Origin of the sequence: Achromobacter animicus (assembly GCF_040775605.1) — a bacterium.
Classification (GTDB): domain Bacteria; phylum Pseudomonadota; class Gammaproteobacteria; order Burkholderiales; family Burkholderiaceae_B; genus Achromobacter; species Achromobacter animicus.
Window position 1 is genome coordinate 524235 of the sequence record NZ_JAYGJK010000001.1, and the last position, 16481, is coordinate 540715.

Annotated in this window: 17 protein-coding genes; 4 read left to right on the plus strand and 13 right to left on the minus strand. The window is 66.9% G+C overall.

What is annotated here, in order from left to right:
* Nucleotides 1–39: 39 nt before the first annotated feature.
* Nucleotides 40–1320 carry a muropeptide transporter gene (locus AB3147_RS02315; protein ID WP_438860961.1) on the plus strand — a complete coding sequence of 427 codons (1281 nt, stop codon included), beginning with the start codon at nt 40–42 and terminating at the stop codon, nt 1318–1320.
* 58 nt (nt 1321–1378) lie between these two features.
* Here AB3147_RS02315 and AB3147_RS02320 read toward each other — a convergent pair whose 3' ends face one another.
* The gene (locus tag AB3147_RS02320; protein ID WP_105237166.1) at nt 1379–2242 is read right to left on the minus strand and encodes a universal stress protein; all 864 of its coding nucleotides are present in this window, start codon (nt 2240–2242) and stop codon (nt 1379–1381) included.
* 223 nt (nt 2243–2465) lie between these two features.
* Here AB3147_RS02320 and AB3147_RS02325 point away from each other — a divergent pair, with 223 nt between their 5' ends.
* Both AB3147_RS02325 and AB3147_RS02330 read left to right on the plus strand, forming a co-directional pair.
* Nucleotides 2466–3104 carry a trimeric intracellular cation channel family protein gene (locus tag AB3147_RS02325; RefSeq protein WP_056564767.1) on the plus strand — a complete coding sequence of 213 codons (639 nt, stop codon included), beginning with the start codon at nt 2466–2468 and terminating at the stop codon, nt 3102–3104.
* A 159-nt stretch (nt 3105–3263) separates the two neighbouring features.
* Nucleotides 3264–3935, plus strand: coding sequence for a GntR family transcriptional regulator (locus AB3147_RS02330; RefSeq protein WP_367351358.1), 672 nt, complete (start codon nt 3264–3266; stop codon nt 3933–3935).
* A 14-nt stretch (nt 3936–3949) separates the two neighbouring features.
* Here the strand turns inward: AB3147_RS02330 and AB3147_RS02335 are convergent, their stop codons facing one another.
* From AB3147_RS02335 to AB3147_RS02350, 4 genes are read right to left on the minus strand one after another with little or no spacing between them, the layout of a single operon-like run.
* A complete protein-coding gene (locus AB3147_RS02335; RefSeq protein ID WP_367351359.1) occupies nt 3950–4717 on the minus strand; it encodes a LamB/YcsF family protein in 768 nt (255 codons plus the stop codon).
* Nucleotides 4718–4730: 13 nt separating this feature from the next.
* Complete coding sequence (locus AB3147_RS02340) at nt 4731–5723, minus strand: 5-oxoprolinase subunit C family protein (RefSeq protein WP_367351360.1); 993 nt, start codon at nt 5721–5723, stop codon at nt 4731–4733.
* Nucleotides 5720–6454, minus strand: a complete 735-nt coding sequence (pxpB, locus tag AB3147_RS02345) for a 5-oxoprolinase subunit PxpB (RefSeq protein WP_438860962.1) — start codon at nt 6452–6454, stop codon at nt 5720–5722. The genes AB3147_RS02340 and pxpB overlap by 4 nt, the downstream gene beginning before the upstream one ends.
* A 24-nt stretch (nt 6455–6478) precedes the next feature.
* Nucleotides 6479–6910 (minus strand): VOC family protein, encoded by a 432-nt coding sequence (locus AB3147_RS02350; protein WP_105237171.1) that lies wholly within the window; start codon nt 6908–6910, stop codon nt 6479–6481.
* Nucleotides 6911–7061: 151 nt separating this feature from the next.
* Here AB3147_RS02350 and AB3147_RS02355 point away from each other — a divergent pair, with 151 nt between their 5' ends.
* Nucleotides 7062–7937, plus strand: coding sequence for a LysR family transcriptional regulator (locus AB3147_RS02355; protein ID WP_367353511.1), 876 nt, complete (start codon nt 7062–7064; stop codon nt 7935–7937).
* 57 nt (nt 7938–7994) lie between these two features.
* On the opposite strand, the gene serA is transcribed toward AB3147_RS02355, so the two are convergent.
* The 8 genes from serA to phoR all read right to left on the minus strand — a co-directional run bounded on the left by serA (nt 7995) and on the right by phoR (nt 16473).
* Nucleotides 7995–9194, minus strand: coding sequence for a phosphoglycerate dehydrogenase (gene serA, locus AB3147_RS02360; RefSeq protein ID WP_286900830.1), 1200 nt, complete (start codon nt 9192–9194; stop codon nt 7995–7997).
* Between the two features lie 107 nt (nt 9195–9301).
* Nucleotides 9302–9760 (minus strand): DUF411 domain-containing protein, encoded by a 459-nt coding sequence (locus AB3147_RS02365; RefSeq protein ID WP_367351361.1) that lies wholly within the window; start codon nt 9758–9760, stop codon nt 9302–9304.
* 41 nt (nt 9761–9801) lie between these two features.
* Nucleotides 9802–10746 carry a copper resistance protein B gene (locus tag AB3147_RS02370; RefSeq protein WP_367351362.1) on the minus strand — a complete coding sequence of 315 codons (945 nt, stop codon included), beginning with the start codon at nt 10744–10746 and terminating at the stop codon, nt 9802–9804.
* A 3-nt stretch (nt 10747–10749) separates the two neighbouring features.
* Complete coding sequence (locus AB3147_RS02375) at nt 10750–12471, minus strand: copper resistance system multicopper oxidase (protein ID WP_239216419.1); 1722 nt, start codon at nt 12469–12471, stop codon at nt 10750–10752.
* A 1-nt stretch (nt 12472) separates the two neighbouring features.
* Complete coding sequence (locus AB3147_RS02380; protein WP_341767687.1) at nt 12473–12958, minus strand: cupredoxin domain-containing protein; 486 nt, start codon at nt 12956–12958, stop codon at nt 12473–12475.
* Between the two features lie 73 nt (nt 12959–13031).
* Nucleotides 13032–14420: a heavy metal sensor histidine kinase gene (locus AB3147_RS02385; RefSeq protein ID WP_438861016.1), complete on the minus strand. Its 1389-nt coding sequence runs from the start codon at nt 14418–14420 to the stop codon at nt 13032–13034.
* Nucleotides 14420–15112 (minus strand): heavy metal response regulator transcription factor, encoded by a 693-nt coding sequence (locus AB3147_RS02390; RefSeq protein WP_367351364.1) that lies wholly within the window; start codon nt 15110–15112, stop codon nt 14420–14422. Before AB3147_RS02390 ends, AB3147_RS02385 begins: the two co-directional genes overlap by 1 nt.
* A 53-nt stretch (nt 15113–15165) precedes the next feature.
* The gene (gene phoR, locus AB3147_RS02395) at nt 15166–16473 is read right to left on the minus strand and encodes a phosphate regulon sensor histidine kinase PhoR (protein WP_175139426.1); all 1308 of its coding nucleotides are present in this window, start codon (nt 16471–16473) and stop codon (nt 15166–15168) included.
* Between the last annotated feature and the right edge of the window lie 8 nt (nt 16474–16481).

Below are 16481 nucleotides of genomic sequence, written 5' to 3' on the forward strand. Positions count from 1 at the left end.
AACAGGCCCTAAAATGCCGCAAGCCCGCGGCCGGCGCCCGTGACGCCGCTGGCCAAGTTTCAGGAGACCGTCATCACCGCTGTATCCAACGTCTACACCAGCCCGCGCGTTGCCCCCTTGCTGGTGCTGGGCTTTGCCAGCGGGCTGCCGCTGGCCCTGACCAGCGGCACCTTGCAGGCCTGGGCCACCGTCGAAGGCGTGCCGCTGCAGGAAATCGGTTTCCTCACCCTGGTAGGCACGGCCTACACCATCAAATTCCTCTGGGCGCCGTTCGTCGACCGGTTTGCGCCGCCCGTGCTGGGCCGGCGCCGTGGCTGGATGCTCGTGACGCAGCTGCTGCTGGCGGTGGCCATCATGGCGATGGGCACGCTTTCGCCGTCGTCCACGCTGATGGCGCTGGCCGTGCTGGCCGTGCTGGTTGCCTTTCTGTCCGCCACGCAGGACATCGCCTTCGACGCCTATTGCACGGACGTGCTGCGCAAGGACGAGCGCGGCGCGGGCGCGGCCATCCGGGTCATGGGATACCGGCTTGCCATGATCGCATCCGGCGGTCTGGCGCTGATCATGGCGGACCAGTGGATAGGGTGGGGCAACACCTACATGGTGATGGGCGGGCTGATGCTGCTTTGCGCGCTGGCTACGCTGTGGGCGCCCGAGCCCGAGCACGTCGCGCGCCCGCCGCGCACCCTGCGCGAGGCGGTGAATGAGCCGCTCCGCGAATTCTTCATGCGCCGCGGCGCGATGGAAGTGCTGCTGCTGATCGTGCTGTACAAACTGGGCGACGCGTTCGCCGGGGCCCTGTCCACCACGTTTCTGATCCGCGGCGCGGGGTTCACGCCGACAGAGGTCGGCACCGTGAACAAGGTGCTGGGGCTGGCGGCCACCATCATTGGCGCGCTGGCGGGCGGGTCGCTGATGGCGCGCTGGGGGCTGTACCGGTCGCTGATGGCGTTCGGCCTCTTGCAGGCAGTGTCGAACCTGGCGTACTGGCTGATCGCGGTCAGCCCGAAAAACCTGTGGCTGATGGCAACCGGCGTGGGCATCGAGAACCTGTGCGGCGGCCTGGGCACGGCGTCTTTCGTGGGTCTGCTGATGGCGCTGTGCCACCAGCGGTTCTCCGCCACGCAATTTGCGCTGCTGTCGGCGCTGTCGGCCGTGGGCCGCACCTATCTGGCCGGCCCGTTGACGCCGCCGCTGGTCGAATACCTGGGATGGCCCGGGTTCTTCCTGCTGACGGTGGCCATTGCCCTGCCGGGACTCGTGCTGCTGCGCAAGCTGCGCGGCACGATCGAGACCATGGAAAAGCAGGGCGAATCGTAGCCGACCGATCGCAAAAAAAAGGCGGCGCACAAGCGCCGCCTTTTTGCTGGCCGAAAACCTATTCTTCGCCGCTCAGCCGGACGATCAGCACGTCGCTGGGCAGGGATTCCAGCAGCCGCTCGGCCACGCTGCCGATGGCGGTGCGCAGGATGCCGGTGCGGCCGTGGGTGCCGGTGACGACCAAGTCGGAGCGGTGGTTGAACGAGTAGTCGGACAGCACGGTTTCGGGCTGGCCGGCTTCGAGCACGACCTTGGTCGGGCGGCCCTTGGGAAGTTCGGGCGTTTCGGCGATGAAACGCTCGGCGCACTGTTCGGCGGTTCGATACAGGTTGTCCACGACGCCGTCGTCCGGCTTGCTCACGCTCTGGAACGGCACTTCATACGCGTTGAACAAGGTGATGTCCGCATTGGGCACCAATTGCAGTGCGGCGCGCAGCGCCTGGCGCGAGCCATCCGAGAAGTCGGTGGCGACCAGTACGTCGCGGTAGGGCCGGCGGGGGCGGTTCTTGACTACCAGCACGGGCTGACGCGCCTGGCGGGCCAGCTTTTCGACCGTGGTGCCGAGCAGCAGGCGGCCCAGCGTTTCCTGGCGGGCGATGCCGGCCACGATCAGCGAGCAGCCATACGCGTCGGCGGTTTCCATGATGCTGGCGACGGGGTCGCCCTTGGTGACCACGACTTCCGCCGGCACGTTGGCGGCGGCGACGTCTTCGGCGAGTTCGCGTTCGACGAGGGCCTTGTGGTCCGGCGACAGGCGGCGCCAGACGGGGGTGGTGAGCGGCGTGGCATGGGATTCCATGACATGCAGCATGATCAGCTTGGTGTTCAGTTCCTTGGTCAACTGCAGGGCGCGGTCAAGGGCTCTGTCGCCGCGCGCACTCAGGTCGGTGGCCAGAAGGATGGGGCCAATTTGCTGGGTCATACCTAATCTCCCGGTTACGGCCAGAGGGGCGGCTCCCGCGTCCGCGCTGCCTGGCCCAGTAGCGCCCGGTCGGGCACGTCTCCATTGTCTCGCCGCGAAACGAGACCGGAGTTGATCGTTGTCAACGCAGGTTTGAGGGTACGGGATGATGCGCGCGCAGGCAATGGCGCGCCCGCCGGCAAGGCTCAATACAATGGGGCCTGCCCAAGCTACCCCCCCACCTATGTTTACCGATCTGTCGCCCGCCCTGCTGCACACGCTGTACCTGGTCGCCATCGTTGCCGAAGCCATGACGGCGGCACTGTCGGCGGGGCGGCGCGACATGGACTGGATGGGCGTCTGCATCATCGCGTGCGTGACGGCGCTGGGCGGCGGATCGCTGCGCGACGTGCTGCTGGGGCACTATCCGCTGACCTGGGTCGTGCATCCCGAGTACCTGTGGATGACGGGCGGGGCAGCGATCCTGACCGCGCTGATCGCGCCGGTCATGCGCCGCTTGCGCAGCGTGTTCCTGCTGGCTGACGCGCTGGGTCTGGTGGCGTTCACGGTCATCGGCTGCCAGGTGGCGCAGATGATGCAGTTGCCGATCACCGTCGTGCTGATCAGCGGCATGATCACCGGGTGCGCCGGCGGGGTGCTGCGCGACGTGCTGTGCAACGAGGTGCCGCTGCTGTTTCGCAAGGAACTCTACGCCAGCGTGTCTCTGGTGACCGGCGCACTGTATCTGGGCTCGATGTCGCTCGGCCTGTCGGCCAACGCGTCGGTGCCCATCGCGCTGGCCGCGGGGCTGACCATGCGCCTCATGGCCCTGCGCTTCAACTGGCAAATGCCCAAATTCGTCTACCGCGACGACTGGGACTGACCGCGCCAGGCGGTCAAATTCGTCCTTCCCGCCCTGCCCGCAGACGGCCATGCTATGCCGTGTCTATTGTGTGAAACATTATTTCTATTTCTGTTTCAATAGATTTCTAGTATCTTGTCTGGGTCTCATAGCTTGCATACGCAGTAGAAGGGGAGCCGATTGGACGTCAAAGCGCCCGCCACGATTCCGTATTTCCTACAGGAACAGATTCGTGAGTTGATAGTGAACGGCACTATCCGGCCCGGGCAGCCGTTACGGGAACAGGAACTGGAACAGCGCTTCGGCACCAGCCGCAGCCCCATCCGGGAAGCGCTGCGTCTGTTGGAACTGAGCGGGCTGGTGACGCACATCCAGCGCAAGGGGTTCCGGGTCACCCTCTATACCGAAACCCAGATCCGCCATCTGTACATGCTGCGCGCGGAGCTGGAAGCCTATTGCATCCGGCAGGTCGCCGAGATGCCCGATCTGAGCGCGCTGGTGGCCGAACTGACCACGCAGCATGAGGCGATCGTCGCCGCGATGGGCCGCCTCGATGGGCGCGGCTTTATCGCCGCCTCGCGCGATTTTTACCTGGCCGCCGCGCGCTTTACCGGCAATGCGCCGCTGACCAGCATGCTCGGCAAGGTGTACGAACAGATCGAGCCGTTGCGCCACATGCTGGCCAGCACGTCACTGGAGGCCAACAAGATTCCGATCTATACGGAAGGCGTCATCCAGGCCCTGCGCGTCCGGGATTTCGACCACGCCGCGGCGTTGACGCGCAAGTACGTGGTGCAGGTGCTGCCCGACATCGTGCGGGCGTACCGCGAGGCATCGCTCGACGACGCCTAGCTATTGCGCCCGCCTTAGCCGCGGGGCGGCGTGCGCACCTCGATGCCCGCCTGCTCCAGCGCGCTGCGGATGCCATTGGCAAAGACCAGCGCGTTGGGCTGATCGCCATGAATGCAAAGCGTGTCGGCCTGCACCGGCACATCCTTGCCGTCCACCGACCGCACCAACCCTTCCCGCACCATCCGCACGACCTGCGCGACGGCCACATCCACGTCTTCGATCATGGCGCCTGCGCGCGTGCGCGGGGTAAGGGAACCGTCGTCCTGGTAGGAGCGGTCCGCGAAGACTTCATTGGCGGCCGACAGCCCAACGGCGCGCGCCGCATCGATCAGTTTGCTGCCCGCCAGCCCGTACAGGATCAGCGAGGCGTCCACGTCCTTGACCGCCTGGCAGATGGCTTTTGCCAGCGGTTCGTCCTTGGCTGCCATGTTGTAGAGGGCGCCGTGCGCCTTCACGTGATGCAGCCGCGCGCCCTGCGAGGCCGCCACGCCGGCCAGTGCGCCGATCTGGTACACGACGATGTCATAGGCCTCGTCCGGACTGATCTGGATGACGCGGCGGCCAAATCCCGCCAGGTCCTGCAGGCTGGGGTGGGCGCCCACAGCCACCCCTCGCGCCAATGCCGCGGCCACGGTCTTGCGCATGGTGGCCGGGTCGCCGCCGTGAAAGCCACAGGCAATGTTGGCGGAGCTGACGAACTGCAGCACTGCCGCGTCGTTGCCCATGGCCCAGGCGCCATAGCTTTCGCCCATGTCGCAATTGAGGTCGATGCGGGTGGTCATAACGGGTTCCTTTCTAGGCCAGCAGCGCGCGCAGCGGTTCAAGCGCGGCGTGCAGTTGGGCAAACGCGCGCTCGCGCTCGCCGTCCAGGCGCTGCGCTTCTTCCAGCTCGATCCGCTGGAAACGCAGCGTCTGGCCGGGCGCGGACTGCGCCAGGGCGGGCAGATCCACGGTGGCGATCTGCGCAATCTTGGGATAGCCGCCGGTGGTCTGCCGGTCGGCCATGAGGATGATGGCCTCGCCGCCCGAAGGCACCTGCACGGTGCCGAAACAGGCCGCTTCGGACAGCATCTGCCGCGGCTGGTTCATGGCGAGCGGGCGGCCGAGCAGTCGGTAACCCATGCGGTCCGACTGCGGACTGATGCGGAAATCCGACTCCGCAAACGCGCGGCGGCTGCTTTGCGAGAACTCCGGCCAGTGCACGCCGGGCAGAAAGCGGATGAATTCGCGCTGCTTGTTGCCCAGCGTCGCGGGCAGATAGACGCGCACGTCCCACAGCGCCTTCTGCAAGGCGGCGGCATCGCGGTCCGGCGGCAGCGGCCGGCGCAGGGGGACGACGTCGCCCTTGGCGAGCGCGCGTCCTTCAAAGCCACCGAATCCGCTGCGCAGGTACGTGGTTTCGCTGCCCATGACGGGCGTCAGCGCGAACCCGCCGTGCACGGCCAGATAGGCGCGCACGCCGGCGGCGGGCCTCGCGCCGAAGGCCAGCACGTCGCCCGCGCGCGCGATCAGCGGACGCAGCAGGGGAATGTCCTGGCCATTCAGCGTGGCGCCCAGGTCGGCGCCCGCCAGCGCGAAACAGGCCGGCACGTCGAAACGCAGCGTAGGGCCGGTCAGCGTGATTTCCAGCGTGGCCGGGTCGCCTTCGTTGCCCGCCAAGGCATTGGCAAGCCGGTGGGCGCGCTCGTCCATGGCGCCCGCCGCCGGAATGCCCTGATGCTGGAAGCCTTCGCGCCCGCGGTCCTGGAAACTGGACAGCATGCCCGGCTTGATCACCGTCACGCTCATGGCCGGTTCCCCCGGATGCGGTCGAATTCGTCGGGCGCGATCGGCACGAAGCGCACGGTGTCGCCGGGCTGCAGCAGGGCGGCGGGTTCGCGGGCCGGGTCGAACATGACGAGCGGCGTGGCGCCGATGATGTTCCAGCCGCCCGGCAACCGGTTTGGGTAGATCACGGTCTGGCGGTTGGCGATGGCCACGGCGCCCGGCGGTACGGCGGTACGCGGCGAGGGGCGGCGGGGAATGTTCAGTTTTTCGTCGTGCACGCCCAGATAGGCATGTCCAGGGGCAAATCCCAGCATGAAAACCATGCTGCGCGGTTCGCTGTGCAACTGGATGACGGCGTCGGGCGAAATGCGCGCCGCGCGGGCGACCTCGGCCAGGTCGGGACCGTGTTCACCGCCATAGCAGACGGGGATGTCGACCTCGCGTCCGCCCGCATCGTCGGTGGGAATGCCGCCGGCCAGCAAAGCCTGGATGTGTTCGGAGAGTGAGGCGTAGGTGGGGCCTTCGCCCTGTCCGCCGGGCCGGTAATGCACGGCCACGGCGACGAAGGAGGGCACGACATCGGTGACGCCCGGCAGCCGTGCGTCGCGCAGCATGCGAGCCGCCGCCAGGCACGTGCGGCCGATGGCGGCGTCGATGTGTTCGCCGAAGGAAATGATCAGGCAGCGGTCACCCTGGGGCAGGATGCGCCAGCGGGTTTCGGCCGGAGAAAGCGGGTCTGAATTTACGTTCAACGGCACGAAACCTGTAGTGACGGGTTACTTGGCGAACAACGAATCCATGTTCTTGAACGCCTTGAATTCCAGCGCGTTGCCCGACGGATCCAGGAAGAACATGGTGGCCTGTTCGCCGACCTCGCCCTTGAAGCGGATGTAGGGTTCGATTACGAACTCGGTCTTGGCGTCGGTCAGGCGCTTGGCCATGGCTTCCCATTGTTCCATGGAAAGCACGGCGCCGAAATGGCGCACGGGCACATTGTGCGAATCGACCGCGCTGGTGGCTTTGTGGCCACACTCGCTGGGCGCCAGGTGAGCCACGATCTGGTGGCCGTAGAAATTGAAGTCGATCCATTCGGAGGAGCTGCGCCCCTCCGGACAGCCCAGCTTTTCGCCGTAGAAGGCGCGGGCTTCAGCCAGGTCCCGCACGGGGAAGGCCAGGTGGAACGGCGGCAGGTTGGTTTGAGCGGACATGCAAGGCTCCGGGTCAGGCAAAGGAAAGATGAGCGTTCGGGGTGGGCGGCCGACGCAGTCGCGTCGGCTTTAGCACCAGGACGTAGTTTAAGTATTGTTTTTTTTATAGCAAAACGATATTTTTCGAGTCTTAGCATCAAAAAAATTGATTGTGCTCAAAGAATTCAAGACCTTCATCGCCGTGGCGCGGGACGGCACCTTCACTGGGGCGGGGGCGCAACTGGGACTCACGCAGTCCGCAGTCAGCGCGCAGATCCGGCGCCTGGAAGAGTATCTGGGCGTCGCGCTCTTTGACCGCAGTCCGCGCTCGGCCCTGCTGAACGCGCAGGGCCGCGAGATGCTGCCTCAGGCCGAAGAGCTGGTCGCCATGGCCGATCGCATGGCGGCGTCTGCCGGCGGCGCCCATGTCAGCGGGCTGCTGCGCATCGGCGCGATTGCGTCCGTGCAGCAGGATCTGCTGGTCCACGCGGTGGGCGAGTTCCGCGCGGTCTATCCCGACGTGCGCGTGCGCATCGTGCCCGGTGTGTCGCTGTCGCTGCTGGGTCAGGTGGACGCTGGCGAAGTGGACCTGGCCGTGCTGATCCGCCCGCCGTTCGCCTTGCCGCCCGAACTGGGATGGCAGCCGCTGATGAGCGAGCCGGTGATGCTGGCCATACCGGAATCCATGCCGGTCGCGCCTTGGCGGGAACTGCTGGCGACCCAGCCCTTCATCCGCTACGACCGCGCTTCGTTCGGCGGGCGGGTGGTGGATGTATTCCTGAAGAAGCACCGGATCACCGTGCATGAGGCCGTGGAGCTCGACGAGATCGAGGCCATCGCGGGGATGGTCCGGCACGGGCTGGGCGTGGCGCTGCTGCCCCGGCTGCGGCGTCTGGACATGACGGGGCTGCGGCTGCTGCCCCTGGACGAACACGCGTTTCACCGCGAAATAGGCATCATCGGCCGCCTGCCGTTCGACCCGGGCAGCGTCCGCGAAAAGATCGCGCAATGCCTGCATCGGGCGGCGGGTGATTCGGCAGGGGTTTGACACCATCCCAAGCCAGCCGGTCGCTCAACAAAAAAGCCCCCGAAGGGGCTTTTGCTTTTACACCCGGTCGCAGCGGACCGTGATCGGGTGATCGCGCAAGGCGGTCATGACGATGTCGTCGACCTGGCCCTCCACGTCGGTGATCACGTAGCCGATCTGGCCGCGCGTCTGCAGGGTCTGGCTGACGATGTTCAGGCCGTGTTGCGCCATCAGGTTGTCCAGCGCGCCCAGCGCCCCGGGCGCGTTGCGGTGCACGTGCAGGATGCGCGTGCCGCCGGCCTGTTCCAGGAACGGCAGCTCGGGGAAGTTGACCGCGCCCTTGGTGGTGCCGGCCTGCAGGAAGCGCACGAGCTTTTCGGCGACTTCGCGGCCGATGTTCTCTTGGGATTCCTGCGTGCTGCCGCCGATGTGCGGGGTGAGGATGACGTTGGGCATGCCGATCAGCGGGCTGGCCAGCGGTTCGTCGGCGCTCTTGGGCTCGGTGGGGAACACGTCCAGCGCGGCGCCGGCCAGGTGGCCGGATTTCAGCGCCGCGTGCAGCGCGTCGATGTCGACAACCGCGCCGCGCGAGGCGTTGATCAGGATGGCGCCGCGGCGCATGCGGCCGATGGTCTCGGCGTTCATGATGTTTTCGGTGGACTTGCCGCCGGGGACGTGCAGCGTCACGACATCGGCCTGTTCCAGCAGATCGTTCAGCGTGCCGGCGGGGCGGGCGTTGCCCAGCGGCAGCTTGGCCTCGACGTCGTGATAGATGACGCGCATGCCCAGGCTTTCGGCCAGGGTGCTGATCTGCGAGCCGATGTTGCCGTAGCCGACGATGCCCAGCGTCTTGCCGCGCGTCTCAAACGCGCCCGCGGCGCTCTTGTCCCAATGGCCCTGATGGACCCGGGCGTTCTTTTCGGGAATCCGGCGCAGAAGCAGGATGGCCTCGCCCAGCACCAGTTCGGCGACCGAGCGCGTGTTGGAGAACGGCGCATTGAAGACCGGGATGCCGCGCTGCATGGCGGTGTCCAGGTCGACCTGGTTCGTGCCGATGCAGAAGCACCCGACGACGCGCAGGTCGGGGTTGCCGGAAAGCAGGGCAGCGTCCAGGTGCGTGCGAGAACGGATCCCCGCCACTTGCACGCCGCGCAGGGCGTCGTGCAATTGCGCCGGCGGCAGGGCCGCGGCATGCGTGACGATATCGGTGTAGCCGGCGGCCTCGAAGACGGCGCGGGCGCTCGGGTGGATGTTCTCGAACAGGACGATTTGTGCCATGACTGCCAAGGGTTGGTGAGAAACGCAATTATTTATTGTGGACCATTTTTGCTGCAGTGCAAGGAGTAGCCATTGAGGCGGTGTGGGTGAATTGTTTCAGGCGCGGCTCAGCGGTAAGCCTGGAAAATCTTGGCGCCGCCGCGCTTGTCGACCAGCACCACGTCGTGCGGCGTCTTGCGCCCGCCGTATTCCGGACCGTCCATACCCGGGGACCCCAGCGGCATGCCGGGGGCCGAAATACCCGCCGCGTCCGGCTTTTCGAGCAGCAGCCGGCGCACGTCGCTGGCCGGCACGTGGCCTTCCACCGCGTAGCCATCCACCATCGCGGTGTGGCAGGAACCGTAGTTGGCCATGCCCGCGTTGCGGCGGATGGGGCCGGTGTCGTCGACGTCGTGCGTGACGACCTCAAAGCCGTTGTCGCGCATGTGTTTGACCCAGTCTTCACAGCAGCCGCAGGTGGGCGTCTTCCAGACTTCGACTTTGACGGGCGCCTGCGCGGCGGCAATCGCGGGGATGCTGAGGGCCGCGGCAAGGACGAGGCGGCGCGTAAGACGGGAAACGTTCATGATGCTCCGGGGGATAAAGGGGATGTTCTGGCGCGGGCCGGTCAGAACCAGAACCGCACGCCCGCGATAACGGCTGCCTGCGACCGGCTCTCGCCGGCGTCCGAGGCATAGCTTGCCGTCTGGCCGAACTTCCGTTCAAAGGATACGCCAACGTAGGGGGCGAATTCGCGCGTCACCTCGTAACGCAGGCGCAGGGACAGGGATCCCTGCGACAGACCGGAACCGATGCCGCGTTGCGGGTCGTTCTTGCCGTAGGCGCTGGCTTGCAGTTCGGGCGTGAATATCAGGCGCTGGGTCAGCAGCAGATCGTACTCGGCCTTCAGCGCCAGGGCGCTGCGGCCTGACGGGCCTGCATAGGCAGTGGCCGTCAGTTCGATGTTGTAGGGCAGCAAGCCTTCGACGCCGACCGCGGCCCAGTTGCGCTTGGGGCCTGCGCCGATGTCCCGGCGCGCACCCAGTTGCAGATCCCAGAATGGCGAGATGGCGTGGCTCCAGAAGGCCTCGACCTTGCCGTCCGACCCGCCGCCGCTTTCGCGCTCGCCCTCGCTCTTGACGAGCAGGCGGTCGGTGGCGGTGCCGAACCAGAAGCGGCCATCCCATTCGAGCGCGTTCCGCCCATCGCGATTGCGCGATCCGCCGAATTTGTCGAACAGCACCTGCCACGTGGGCGCGTTGTCCATCATGTGCGGATGGATGCCGTAGCTGTCGTAGCCGCGCGGGCCTTCGCCATCACTTGCGGGCAGGCTGCCGACGGGCGGGGCGTCTGCGGCGGGCGCGTCATGGTTCGTATCTGCATGGTCCATACCCTGGTGGCTTTCCGGGCTGTCCGGTGACCGCGCCTGGCCGTGGTCCATCGAGCCGTGGTCCATCCCGGTCATGCCGGCATGATCCATTTGCGCCGCTTGAGCCGCGGCCAGGGGGGGCGCCAGCGCAAGGGCGATTGCGCAAAGGGCCGGCGCGTGTTTCTGGAAACTGATCGGCTTCATCGTTTACTCCACCACGACCGCCCTGAACATGCCGGCCTCCATGTGATACAGCAGATGGCAGTGGTAGGCCCAGTTTCCACGCGTGTCGGCGCTGACGCGATAGCTGATGCGCTGCGCCGGGTTCAGCGAGATCGTGTGCTTGCGGACCTGGAATGCGCCATCCGGGGACTCCAGGTCGCTCCACAGGCCGTGCAGGTGGATGGGATGCGTCATCATCGTGTCGTTGACCAGCACGAAGCGCACGCGCTCGCCGTGGCGCAGCACGATGGGCCGCGCGTCCGAGAACTTCACGCCGTTGAACGACCACATGTAGCGCTCCATGTTGCCCGTCAGGTGCAGCTCGATCTCGCGCGAGGGCGCGCGGTCGTCGTCGGGCTCCCGCACCGACCGCAAGTCCGCATAGGTCAGCACGCGGCGGCCGTTGTCGCGCAGTCCGGGGCCGGGATCGTCCAGGCGGGTCGACACCACGTCAGGCAGCATGGAATTGCCCACGCCGCGCTCGGCGGGGTAGGGGTGCCTGACCTCGACCATGCCGCCCTGGTCCGCGCCGGCGCCATGATCGCCGTGCCGGGCCTGCATGGCCTGCGATCCGCCCATGTCATGCGCCATGCCCATGTCCATCATGCCCAGCACCTGCACGCGATCCATCTCGGGCACGTCGCCCTCTATGCCCGGACGTGGCGCAAGCGTGGCCCGCGCGAAGCCGGAGCGGTCCATCGCCTGCGAAAAGATCGTGTAGGCGCGGTCTTCCAGAGGTTCGACGATGACGTCATAGGTTTCCGCGACGCCGATGCGGAATTCCTCGACGTCCACGGGCCGCACGTCCAGTCCGTCGGCGGCCACGACGGTCATCTTCAGGCCCGGGATTCGAACGTCGAAGTACGTCATCGCCGAGCCGTTGATGAATCGCAGCCGCACTCGCTCGCCTGGCGTGAAAAGCCCGGTCCAATTGGCGGCCGGCGTGGCGCCATTGGTGAGGTAGGTGTAGGTCGCGCCCGACACGTCCGCCAGGTCCGTCGGGTTCATGCGCATGCGTTCCCACATCAGGCGCTCGCCCAGCGCCGCATGCCAGCCGCGGTCGCGGGCATCTTGCGACAAGCCCTGCACGCTGGGCTGGATGCGGTTGTAGTAGTCGGGCATCACCTTCAGCTTGTTGAACACGTGCATCGGGTCTTCGTCTGTCCAGTCCGACAACAGCACCGTGTAGTCGCGATCGGATGCGATGGGATCGCGGCGCCGCGGCTCGATGACGATGGCGCCGTACAGGCCCGTCTGCTCCTGGAAACCCGAGTGGCTGTGATACCAGTAGGTCCCGCTCTGGCGAACATCGAACCGGTACGTGAAGGTCTGGCCGGGATCGATGCCGGCAAAGCTCAGGCCCGGCACGCCGTCCATGTTGCTGGGCAACAGGATGCCGTGCCAGTGGATCGACGTCTGCTCGCGCAGGCGGTTGGTGACATGCAGCGTGACCGTATCGCCCTCGCGCCAGCGCAGCAGAGGCGCGGGGAGGCTGCCGTTGATCGTGGTGGCCACGCGCGCGGCCCCCGTGAAGTTCACCGGCGTCTCGCCGATCTCCAGATGGAATTCATTGCCGCGCAATTCGGCCGTTGGCACGGTGGCGGGCCGGGCCAGCGCATGGCGCCAGCCGCCCAGCGCGGCCAGTGCGCCGCCCGTGGCCAGGCCCTGCACGAAGCGGCGGCGGGTCGTGAATGAGGGCGCCGTCATGTCACAGCACCGAGACGGAACCCTTCATCCCCGCCGCATAGTGGCCGGGCTCCAGGCAACCAAACGACACCGTGCCCGCCTTGTCGAAGCGCCACACGATCTGGCCGCTTTTGCCGGCTTCCAGCGACACGGCATTGGGTTCCTCGTGCCGCATGCCGGGATCTTTCATCATCATGGCGTAGTGCGCCTGCAGGTCGGCATCGGTGCCCAGTACGAGCTCATGCCGGATCTTGCCGGAGTTGTGCACGTTCAAGCGGACGGTTTCGCCGGCCTTCACGTCGATGGTGGCAGGCGAAAAGCGCATGGCGTCGTTCATGTCGATCTCGACCGTGCGCGTGACGCGGGCCGGATCGCCCGGCGTGCCGATGGGCGCTGCGGCGGCGGGCTGCGCGTGGCTGCCATGCGCGTGGTCGCCTGCGGCCAACGCCGCGCCGGACAGCATGAGCGCCAGGGCGGCGAACGAAGTGCGTAGCAGAGTGCCTTTCACGAGAATCCTTGCAGAGGGAATGAGCGTGATGGCACTTTAAGAAACCGGGGGTGACCCGATCCTGTCGCGCAGATTACGTTTTTGTAATGTTCGGCTCTGCCGCCGGATCCATCAGCGTGATGCCGACGACAGTGCCGGTGGTGTCTGACACTGCATCGGCCTCGCCGCCGTGCATGAGCGCAATGGCGCGCACGATGGCAAGACCCAGGCCGTGGCCTTCGCTGCGCGGGGCGCGCGTCGGGCCGGCGCGGAAAAAGCGGTCGAAGATGCGGGGCAGGTCTGCGGGCGGGATGGGCGGCCCGGGGTTGCGGACCGCGATGCGCGCGCCGCCGGGGATGCGCGCGCAGGCCACCACGATCCCGCCGCCGGGTGGCGTGGCCTTAATGGCATTGGAAATCAGGTTGGCCAGCGCGCGTCGCGCGAGGCCCCGGTTGGCGGCCACGGTGGCGTCGCCCTCGCAGCGCAGCTGCACGCCGTGTTCTTCCAGCGTGGCTTCGTAGTATTCGGCAACGCGCCGCGCTTCCGCGGCCAGTGACACCTGAGCCAGATCGGCCGCACGTTCGCCACGGTCGGCCCGGGCAAGGAACAGCATGTCGTTGACCAGCGTCTTCAGATCTTCCAGCTCTTCCAGATTGGATTCCAGCGCGTCGCGCATCTCGGCGGCGTCGCGCGGCGCGGACAGCATGACCTGCGTGCCATTGATGAGCGTCGCCAGCGGCGTGCGCAGTTCGTGCGCCACGTCGGCATTGAATCCCTCCATCTGCTGGTAGGCCGCCTGCAGCCGGTCCAGCGTGCGGTTGAAGGAGCGCACCAGGTCATGCAATTCGCGGTCGGTGTCTTCCAGCGGGAGACGGCGCGCCAGGTTATCGGGTTGGATGCCCGCGGCCTGTTCGGACAGCCGGCGCGCCGGCGCCATGCTGCGCCGCACCGCCCATGCCGCCAGCACGACGGTGGCGCCCACCCACAGCGCGCAGATCAGCGCGAGGGCCGTGCCGTAGGCGTAAAGAAATTGCGAACTGGTCCGGGTGCTGACCGCCACCGTCAACTGCGCGCCAGGCAGAATGCGATCGTTCATGGCGACGCGCAGGCCGCGCATGCGGCCGCCATCGGGCGCTTCCAGCAGGACCTGGCGACCGTCCGGCGACGTCAGCGTCTCGGGCGGCGTGCCGCCATAGACGGCCTTGCCGTGCGCGTCGACGATCCAGATGCCGAGCTGGCCCTGCCCCGCGCGCATCTGGTCGAAGGTGGCCGCCAGATCGTGCAGGCCGCTGGCGCTGTTCTGCATGTCGATCAGGTGGTCGATGAGTTCGAGCTTGCCGCTGACTTCGGTAATCTCCTGGCGTTCGACCTCGCGCTTGAGCGCCCAGAAGAGGGTCGCCCCGGCAAGGCTCGAGACCAGCAGCGCGATGGCGCCCAACAGCAGCGTCAGCCTCGCCTGCATGGACCGCACGCGCGGGCGGATCATCGGGGGCTGCCACCCGGGGCGACGCGCGATTCCAGCACATACCCCATGCCACGCACGGTGTGCAGCAGTTTCGAGTCGAAGGGATCGTCCAGCTTGCCGCGCAGGCGCCGCACGGCGACGTCGATCACGTTGGTGTCGCTGTCGAAGTTCATGTCCCACACCTGTTCGGCCAGGGTCGTGCGCGACAGCACCTGTCCCTGGCGGCGCAGCAGCAGGGCCAGCAGGCTGAATTCCTTGGCGGTCAGGTCCAGGCGGTGGCCGCCGCGCTGGGCACGCCGGCTGGCAAGATCCAGCTCCAGGTCTGCCAGGCGCAGCAGCGTGGGCTCCTGCGAGCGGCCGCGGCGCAGCAACGCCTGCACCCGGGCCAGCAGTTCGGAGAAAGCGAAGGGTTTGACGAGGTAGTCGTCGGCGCCGCCCTCCAGGCCGCGGACCCGGTCTTCGACCGCGTCGCGGGCGGTCAGCATCAGGATGGGCGTGTCCTTGTGCGCGCGCACCGAGGCCAGGACCTCGAAGCCATCCACGCCGGGCAGCATGACGTCGAGCACGATGAGGTCGTACGCGCCTTCCAGCGCCAGATGGCGGCCATCGACGCCGTCGCGGGCCACGTCCACGATGTGGCTTTGTTCCGACAGTCCCTTCTTCAGGTAGTCGGCCAGTTTGGGTTCGTCTTCAATGACCAGGATGCGCATGGCCAAAAATTTACCACCCGCGGGGCGCACTCAGGCGCCCGCGCGGGCGGAATTCAGGCCGTTTCGGCAATCGCGATGCGGTCGGCGGGAAAGCGCAGCGAGAAGACGCTGCCTTTGCCGGGTTCGCTGGTAATCAGCAGTTCGGCGTCGTGCCGCATGGCGATGTGCTTGGTGATCGCCAGACCCAGGCCCGTGCCGCCAACGGCGCGCGATCGGCCCCGGTCCACGCGGTAGAAGCGTTCGGTCAGGCGCGGCAGATGGCGCGCCGGGATGCCGATGCCCGTGTCCTGCACGCTGTAGCACGCGCCGCCTTCGGGCTCGCGTTCCCAACGCACGGTGATGGTGCCGCCGTCCGGCGTGTAGCGCACGGCATTGGTCAGCAGGTTGGACAGGGCCGAGGTCAGCTCATTTTCGGCGCCCAGCACGTCCAGGGTTTCGTCGATGTGCCAGACCAGCTGGTGCCGGCCGCCCGACAGCGCTTCGATCTGCTGGCGCGCCTTTTGCAGCAGCGCGCCCATGTTGACCGCACGCGGATCGCTGCCCGGCGACGATTCCAGCGTGGACAGCGTCAGCAGGTCTTCCACGATGGCCTGCATGCGGTGCGCCTGCTCGTGCATCATGTCGATGTACTGCTCGCGCTGCTCCTGCGGCAGCGCGTCGTCGGGCATGTCGCGCAGCGTTTCCAGAAAACCCGCCAGCACCGTCAATGGCGTGCGCAATTCGTGCGAGACGTTGGCCACGAAATCGCGGCGCGTGGTTTCCAGGCGCTCGATCTGCGTGACATCGCGGGTGATGAGCAGACGCTGGTTGCTGGCGTAGGCCGTCAACTGCATCATCATCAGCCGTTCCTGGCCTTGCTGGCCCAGCCGCACCAGGATGGGCTCGGGCCAGGACGGGCGATGCGCGTATTCCACGAATTCCGGCGCGCGCAGCAGGTTCAGAAGGTTGTGTCCGCGATCGGCCGGCAAGCGCAGACCCAGATGCTGGCGCGCCATGCGGTTGCACCAGTCGATCTGAAAGTCTTCGTTCAGCGTGACGGCGCCGTCGGGCAGGGCCTGGGCGGCAGCCAGCATGCCTTGCATGGTGTCGCGGGTTTCAGTCAGTTCACGTGCGCGGGCGCGGGTGTACCGATAGAGCGGAGCAAGAATGTCGTCCCAGGGGCCGACAGAGGCCGGCGGGGCGGAGTCGGGTTGATTGGCCCAGCGGGAAACCAGCGTCAGCCGCCAGCTGCGCCACAACAGCATGGCGGTCAGCGAAGCGGAAAACACGACCCAGCCCGCGGGGTCTCCAATAAGCCATTGCGCCAGTAAGGCAACCACCGCCCACAGGGCGACAAATATAAGCGTGCGCAGCCAGATCATCGTGCGCC